The organism is Marivita sp. (assembly GCF_017643905.1).
Classification (GTDB): Bacteria; Pseudomonadota; Alphaproteobacteria; order Rhodobacterales; family Rhodobacteraceae; genus Marivita.
Genome location: NZ_JAEPMO010000186.1, coordinates 1 through 7,048, shown reverse-complemented (window position 1 = coordinate 7,048; position 7,048 = coordinate 1). Strand labels below are relative to the sequence as shown.

General features: G+C 58.6%; 4 protein-coding genes and 1 pseudogene. All 5 read right to left on the bottom strand.

The window, feature by feature from the left end:
• Window positions 1–959 (bottom strand): annotated as a pseudogene (locus JJ869_RS20760) (DNA-directed RNA polymerase subunit beta'); the annotation flags it as partial.
• A 14-nt stretch (window positions 960–973) separates the two neighbouring features.
• Window positions 974–1,177, bottom strand: a complete 204-nt coding sequence (locus JJ869_RS20755; RefSeq protein ID WP_292270278.1) for a hypothetical protein — start codon at window positions 1,175–1,177, stop codon at window positions 974–976.
• Window positions 1,178–5,314, bottom strand: a complete 4,137-nt coding sequence (rpoB, locus tag JJ869_RS20750; protein ID WP_292270277.1) for a DNA-directed RNA polymerase subunit beta — start codon at window positions 5,312–5,314, stop codon at window positions 1,178–1,180. It lies immediately after the preceding gene.
• Window positions 5,315–5,567: 253 nt separating this feature from the next.
• Window positions 5,568–5,951: a 50S ribosomal protein L7/L12 gene (rplL, locus tag JJ869_RS20745; RefSeq protein ID WP_292270275.1), complete on the bottom strand. Its 384-nt coding sequence runs from the start codon at window positions 5,949–5,951 to the stop codon at window positions 5,568–5,570.
• Window positions 5,952–6,019: 68 nt separating this feature from the next.
• Window positions 6,020–6,532 (bottom strand): 50S ribosomal protein L10, encoded by a 513-nt coding sequence (rplJ, locus tag JJ869_RS20740; RefSeq protein ID WP_292270273.1) that lies wholly within the window; start codon window positions 6,530–6,532, stop codon window positions 6,020–6,022.
• Window positions 6,533–7,048: the final 516 nt, after the last annotated feature.

Below are 7,048 nucleotides of genomic sequence, written 5' to 3'. Positions count from 1 at the left end.
GGGATGACGCGGCGACGACGGCCGGTGTCGAACAGAGCATCCACGGATTCCTGCAGCGTCCGCTTTTCGTTGCGGACGATGATAGCCGGCGCGCGCAGTTCGATCAGGCGCTTCAGACGGTTGTTCCGGTTGATCACACGACGGTAAAGGTCGTTGAGGTCGGAGGTCGCAAAGCGCCCGCCATCCAGCGGAACCAGCGGACGCAGTTCTGGCGGGATCACGGGGATCACAGTCAGAACCATCCATTCCGGGCGGTTGCCGGATTCGAGGAAGGACTCAACCACCTTGAGGCGCTTGATGATCTTCTTCGGCTTCAATTCGCCGGTCGCTTCCTTGAGGTCCGCGCGCAGCTGATCGGCCTCGGCTTCGAGGTCGATATTGGCAAGCATCTCGCGGATCGCTTCGGCACCGATATTGGCCGTGAACGCGTCCATGCCGTAGGCATCCTGCGCGTCCATGAACTCTTCTTCGGTCATCAACTGGCCGTAGGTCAGGTCGGTCAGACCCGGCTCGATTACGACGTAGTTTTCAAAGTAGAGGATGCGTTCCAGATCACGCAGCGTCATGTCCAGCATCAGGCCGATGCGCGACGGCAGCGACTTGAGGAACCAGATATGGGCGCAGGGTGCGGCCAGTTCGATGTGGCCCATGCGCTCGCGACGAACCTTTTGCAGTGTGACTTCCACACCGCATTTCTCGCAGACAACGCCGCGATACTTCATCCGCTTGTATTTGCCGCACAGACATTCGTAGTCTTTGATCGGGCCAAAGATACGCGCGCAGAACAGGCCGTCACGCTCGGGCTTGAACGTCCGGTAGTTGATGGTTTCGGGCTTTTTGATCTCACCGAAGGACCACGACAGGATCCGCTCCGGCGACGCAAGCGAGACCTTGATCTCGTCAAACGCCTTGGGCGGTGTGACGGGGTTGAACGGGTTGTTGGTCAGTTCCTGGTTCATTTTCAGGTCCTTTCTTAGGACGAATGCGGGAAAAGGATGATGTCAGCCGATGCAGCAGCGAGGAAAAAACCCCAAAGAAACCGCTTTGGCCGCAGGTAATTGAAGAAGGTGGCGTTGTCCGTCGGGGCTTTTTGAAACGCGCCGATCATCAGCCAAAGACTGAGAACGGCGCCGATCCAACCAATCCATGACGGAACAGCGCCAACCGTTCCGATCACTTATTCATCCTCCTCCGCATCCAGGAGTTCCATATTCAGGCCGAGGCCGCGCACTTCCTTGACGAGAACGTTAAAGCTCTCGGGAATGCCCGCTTCGAAATTGTCCTCGCCCTTGACGATGCTTTCATAGACCTTGGTCCGGCCCGCGACGTCATCCGACTTGACGGTCAGCATTTCCTGCAGGGTATATGCAGCGCCGTAAGCTTCCAGAGCCCAGACCTCCATCTCCCCGAAGCGCTGGCCGCCGAACTGCGCCTTACCACCCAGCGGCTGCTGGGTCACAAGGCTGTACGGCCCGGTGGAACGCGCGTGGATCTTGTCGTCGACAAGGTGGTGCAGCTTGAGCAGGTACTTCACACCCACGGTCACGGGACGTGCGAACTGTTCGCCCGAGCGACCGTCGAACAGGATCGACTGACCCGATGTGTCGAAACCAGCGCGCACGAGCGAGTCGTTCACGTCAGCCTCTTTCGCACCGTCAAAGACCGGCGTTGCGATCGGCACACCATGGGTGACGTTGCTGGCCGCTGTGATCAGCTGTGCTTCGTCCATGTCCTTGATGCCTTCTTCGTAGACATCGTCGCCATAGGCGATCCGCATCGCTTCGCGCACCGGGGTCAGGTCGCCAGAGCGACGGTAATCCTGCAACGCTTCGTCGATCTTGATCCCCAGACCGCGTGCAGCCCAGCCCATATGGGTTTCCAGAATCTGACCAACGTTCATCCGCGAAGGCACGCCGAGCGGGTTGAGACAGAAATCGACAGGCGTACCATCAGCAAGGAACGGCATGTCCTCGATCGGCACCACTTTCGAAATCACACCCTTGTTGCCGTGACGGCCGGCCATCTTGTCGCCCGGCTGCAGCTTGCGCTTCACCGCGACGAACACCTTGACCATCTTCATCACGCCCGGAGGCAGATCGTCGCCACGACGGACCTTTTCGACCTTGTCCTCGAAACGGGCATCCAGGGCACGCTTCTGCGCCTCGTACTGCTCGTTCAGGGCTTCCATGATCTTGGCGTCGTCTTCGTCTTCCAATGCCAGCTGCCACCACTGACCACGGGTCAGGCTGTCCAGCAGTTCTTCGGTGATCTGGCTGTTCGACTTGATCCCTTTCGGGCCTTTCACAGCCATCTTGCCAAGGATCAGGTCCTTCAGACGCGCGTAGATGTTGCGGTCAAGGATCGCCAGCTCGTCGTCCCGATCACGGGCCAGACGTTCGACTTCCTCGCGCTCGATCTGCAACGCACGTTCGTCTTTTTCGACGCCGTGACGGTTGAAGACACGCACTTCCACAACGGTGCCAAAATCACCCGGCTTCACACGCAGCGAGGTGTCGCGCACGTCCGACGCTTTCTCACCAAAGATGGCGCGGAGGAGTTTCTCTTCCGGCGTCATCGGGCTTTCGCCCTTCGGAGTGATCTTACCGACGAGGATATCGCCCGGCTCCACATCCGCGCCGATATACACGATGCCTGCCTCGTCGAGGTTGCGCAGCGCTTCTTCACCGACGTTGGGAATGTCGCGGGTGATCTCTTCCGGCCCAAGCTTGGTGTCACGGGCGGCGACTTCGAATTCCTCGATATGGATCGAGGTGAACACGTCGTCCCGTGCGATCCGCTCGGAGATGAGGATCGAGTCTTCGTAGTTGTAACCGTTCCATGGCATGAACGCGACGACCACGTTCTTACCCAGAGCCAGTTCGCCCAGATCGGTCGACGGGCCGTCGGCGATGACTTCGCCCTTGCCCACGGTGTCGCCCACATTCACCAGCGGACGCTGGTTGATACAGGTGTTCTGGTTCGAACGCTGGAACTTGCGCAGACGGTAGATGTCCACACCCGCATCGCCCAGCTCAAGGTCTTCGGTCGCACGCACAACGATACGTGTCGCGTCCACCTGGTCGATCACGCCTGCACGCTTGGCCATGATGGCCGCGCCGGAGTCACGCGCAACCACACCTTCGATTCCGGTGCCGACCAGCGGCGCCTCGGAACGCAGGGTCGGAACCGCCTGACGTTGCATGTTCGAACCCATCAGAGCGCGGTTCGCGTCGTCGTTTTCGAGGAACGGGATGAGCGAGGCCGCAACCGACACAAGCTGCTTCGGCGACACGTCGATCAGATCGACGCTCTCGTTCGGCGCGAGCGTGTATTCACCCGACTGACGGGTGTTGACGAACTCGTTCACGAACTTGCCGTTCTCGTCCAGAAGCGCGTTGGCCTGGGCCACGGTGTGCCGCTGTTCCTCGGTCGCCGACATGTACTGAACGTCATCCGTCACATGGCCATTTTTGACCTTGCGATACGGTGTTTCGATGAACCCGTACTTGTTCACGCGGGCAAACGTCGCCAGCGAGTTGATGAGACCGATGTTCGGACCTTCCGGCGTTTCAATCGGGCACATGCGACCGTAGTGAGTCGCGTGCACGTCGCGCACCTCAAAGCCCGCACGTTCGCGTGTCAGACCGCCCGGTCCAAGCGCCGAAAGACGACGCTTATGCGTCACTTCGGACAGCGGGTTGGTCTGGTCCATGAACTGTGACAGCTGCGAGGAGCCGAAGAATTCGCGCACAGCCGCGGCTGCCGGTTTCGCGTTGATCAGATCCTGCGGCATCACCGTGTCGATCTCGACCGAGGACATCCGTTCCTTGATCGCCCGCTCCATGCGGAGCAGACCGACGCGGTATTGGTTTTCCATCAATTCGCCGACCGAACGCACCCGGCGGTTGCCGAGGTGGTCGATGTCGTCGATGTCGCCCTTGCCATCACGCAGTTCGACCAGTGCCTTGACGCAAGCCACGATATCTTCACGGTCGAGCGTGCGCTGGCTGTCCGGCTTGTCGAGCGCGAGACGCATGTTCATCTTCACGCGGCCCACGGCGGACAGGTCATAGCGTTCGCTGTCGAAGAACAACGTGTCGAACAGTGCAGAAGCGGCTTCAACGGTCGGCGGCTCGCCCGGACGCATGACACGATAGATGTCCATGAGCGCGGTTTCCCGGTTCATGTTCTTATCGTTCGCCATCGTGTTGCGCATATACGCACCGACAGTGATGTTATCGATGTCGAGAACCGGAATCTCGGTGATCCCCGCATCCATCAGCTCTTTCAGGCTACCACCCGAAACTGCACCGTCCTTGTCGACGGTCCATGTCAGTTCGTCCCCGGCTTCGACATAGATCGCGCCGGTGTCTTCGTTGATGATGTCCTTCGCGACGAACTTGCCAACGATCTGTTCGAACGGCAGCAAAAGGTTCGTGATCTTGCCTTCGTCGATGATCTTCTTGACAGCGCGGGGCGTGATCTTCTTGCCTGCTTCTGCAAAGACTTCACCGGTGGCTGCATCGACCAGATCATAAGTCGGACGGGTGCCACGCACGCGCTCGGGAAAGAACTTGGTCTCCCAGCCTTCACCTTTGCGCAGCTTGTAGGTCACGGTGTTGTAATACGCGTCCATGATGCTTTCCTGGTCGAGACCAAGAGCATAGAGAAGCGTTGTCACCGGCAGCTTGCGGCGACGGTCGATGCGCGCGAACACGAGGTCCTTCGCGTCGAATTCAAAGTCGAGCCACGAGCCGCGATAGGGGATAATCCGGCAGGCGAAAAGCAGCTTGCCCGAGCTGTGCGTCTTGCCCTTGTCGTGATCGAAAAACACGCCCGGCGATCGGTGCATCTGGGACACGATCACGCGCTCCGTGCCGTTCACCACGAACGTTCCATTCGGCGTCATCAAGGGCATATCGCCCATGAACACGTCCTGTTCCTTGATGTCCTTGACCGACTTCGCTCCGGTGTCTTCGTCGATATCAAACACGATCAGGCGCAGCTTCACCTTGAGCGGTGCGCTGTAGGTCATGTCGCGCTGCTGGCATTCCTCGACGTCGTATTTCGGCTTTTCCAGCTCGTAGCTGACGAATTCCAGCACGCTGGTTTCGTTGAAATCCTTGATCGGGAACACCGACTGGAAGACACCCTTGATGCCTTCACCGTCAAGCGGCTGCGGCTGATCGCCGGATTTCAGGAAGAGGTCGTAGGAGGATTTCTGAACCTCGATGAGGTTCGGCATCTCCAGAACCTCGCGAATTTTTCCGTAGTATTTACGAAGACGTTTCTGGCCAAGATAGCTTTGCGCCATGGTCGATATCACCTTTTCATTCTCAGCTGAGCGTCACGCCGTCGGGCCCCGGCGGTCTGCCCAATAGAGACGACACGAACCCGATCAATTCACGGCGCACGTCCCACCGCACGCCTCCCGATCCTTGGGTCCTGTCCAAGATAAGCCCCGATATGACAAAGGGCCTCTCTAAGACAGGCTTGGCTGGGCATGGAAAACCCCATACCCAGCCCCGCAAATGTGCTCACCGGCCCCCGAAGGAACCGTTAAGCGATTACTTGAGCTCGACTTCCGCGCCAGCTGCTTCCAGCTTCGCTTTGATGTCTTCGGCTTCCGCTTTGGAAACCTGCTCTTTGACAGCTTTGCCGCCAGCTTCGACCAGATCCTTGGCTTCTTTCAGGCCCAGACCGGTGATGCCGCGAACTTCCTTGATCACGTTGATCTTGGATGCGCCGGCCGACTTCAGGATGACGTCGAATTCGGTCTGCTCTTCAGCAGCCGCGCCACCGGCGTCGCCGCCAACCGGACCAGCCATCATCACTGCGCCGCCAGCTGCGGGCTCGATGCCGTACTCATCCTTGAGGATTGTTTTCAGTTCTTGTGCTTCGAGAAGCGTCAGACCAACGATCTCTTCTGCCAGTTTTTTCAGATCAGCCATTGTGACTTTCCTATCTAAATGTGTTCCAACGTCGAGGTTTCAACCCCACGAAGATGTTCTCAGGTGCCTTACGCCGCTTTCTCTTCGATGGTCGAGAGAATGGAGGCGATGTTCGATGCAGGTGCGCCAATCGCGCCAGCGATGTTGGCTGCCGGTGCGCCAATGCAGCCGGCGATGGAAGCGATAAGCTCCTCGCGGGACGGCATCTTGGACACGGCTTCCACGCCAGCCCGGTCAAGTGCGTTCTCGCCCATGGCCCCGCCAAGGATTTCGAACTTCTTGTTCTCCTTGGCAAAGTCCTCGACCACTTTGGCAGCTGCCACAGGGTCTTCGGAATAGGTGAGAACCGTCATGCCTGTCAGGTAGTTAGCGATGCTTGCGCAAGGCTTTCCTTCAAGGGCAATCTTGGCCAGACGGTTTTTGGCGACACGAACGGAACTGCCAGCAGCGCGTGCGCGCCCCCGCAGATCCTGCATCTCGGCAACTGTGAGACCTTCGTAGTGGGCTACCACAACGACGCCAGAGCTTTCGAAGATCTGGCCGAGTTCCTCGACCACTTTCTCTTTTTGGGCTCTATCCACAGGTGTACTCCAGTTTGGGGGGCGGACCCCCCGGCTCAGTAAAACCGGATCGCTCCGGCGGTTTTGGTCCGCAGTCTGCGGTCCCAAACCCGCCCAGCGCTCAACGGGTGAGCCTTGGCATGTCGGTCTGCTACCGCCTCGGGCAGGATTTATTGCAAACAAGCCGCAACCCACCGTCTCGGACGTAATACAAAAGAGCGCGGGACGAATCACGCGCTCTGATGCAGCTGTGGGGATAGTATGACCGCACTGATTTGCCAAGCCCAATGGCCAGCAAATTTACCGTGTTTCGGTCAAATCTCGGATACAGACGCTAACACGCACTCGCGAAAACGCAAAATGCTTCTTTTGTCACCGCAGCGTGAAGCCAAACGCTGTAAATCGGGGCAAAGTTAGCACGGAATCGGGCAAAGATTTCGCGAAGACGATGGTTCGAGTCAGATATGGGGCGCCCAAACGGGCGCCTTTTCTATATGTAGATTCTGGTCGAGAGTTGCGGCACAGGAGGACGGCAGT

Excerpts from the sequence above, each read along its gene's own strand:
- rpoB (WP_292270277.1), bottom strand. The coding sequence starts at position 5,314 with ATGGCGCAAAGCTATCTTGGCCAGAAACGTCTTCGTAAATACTACGGA.
- rplL (WP_292270275.1), bottom strand. The coding sequence starts at position 5,951 with ATGGCTGATCTGAAAAAACTGGCAGAAGAGATCGTTGGTCTGACGCTT.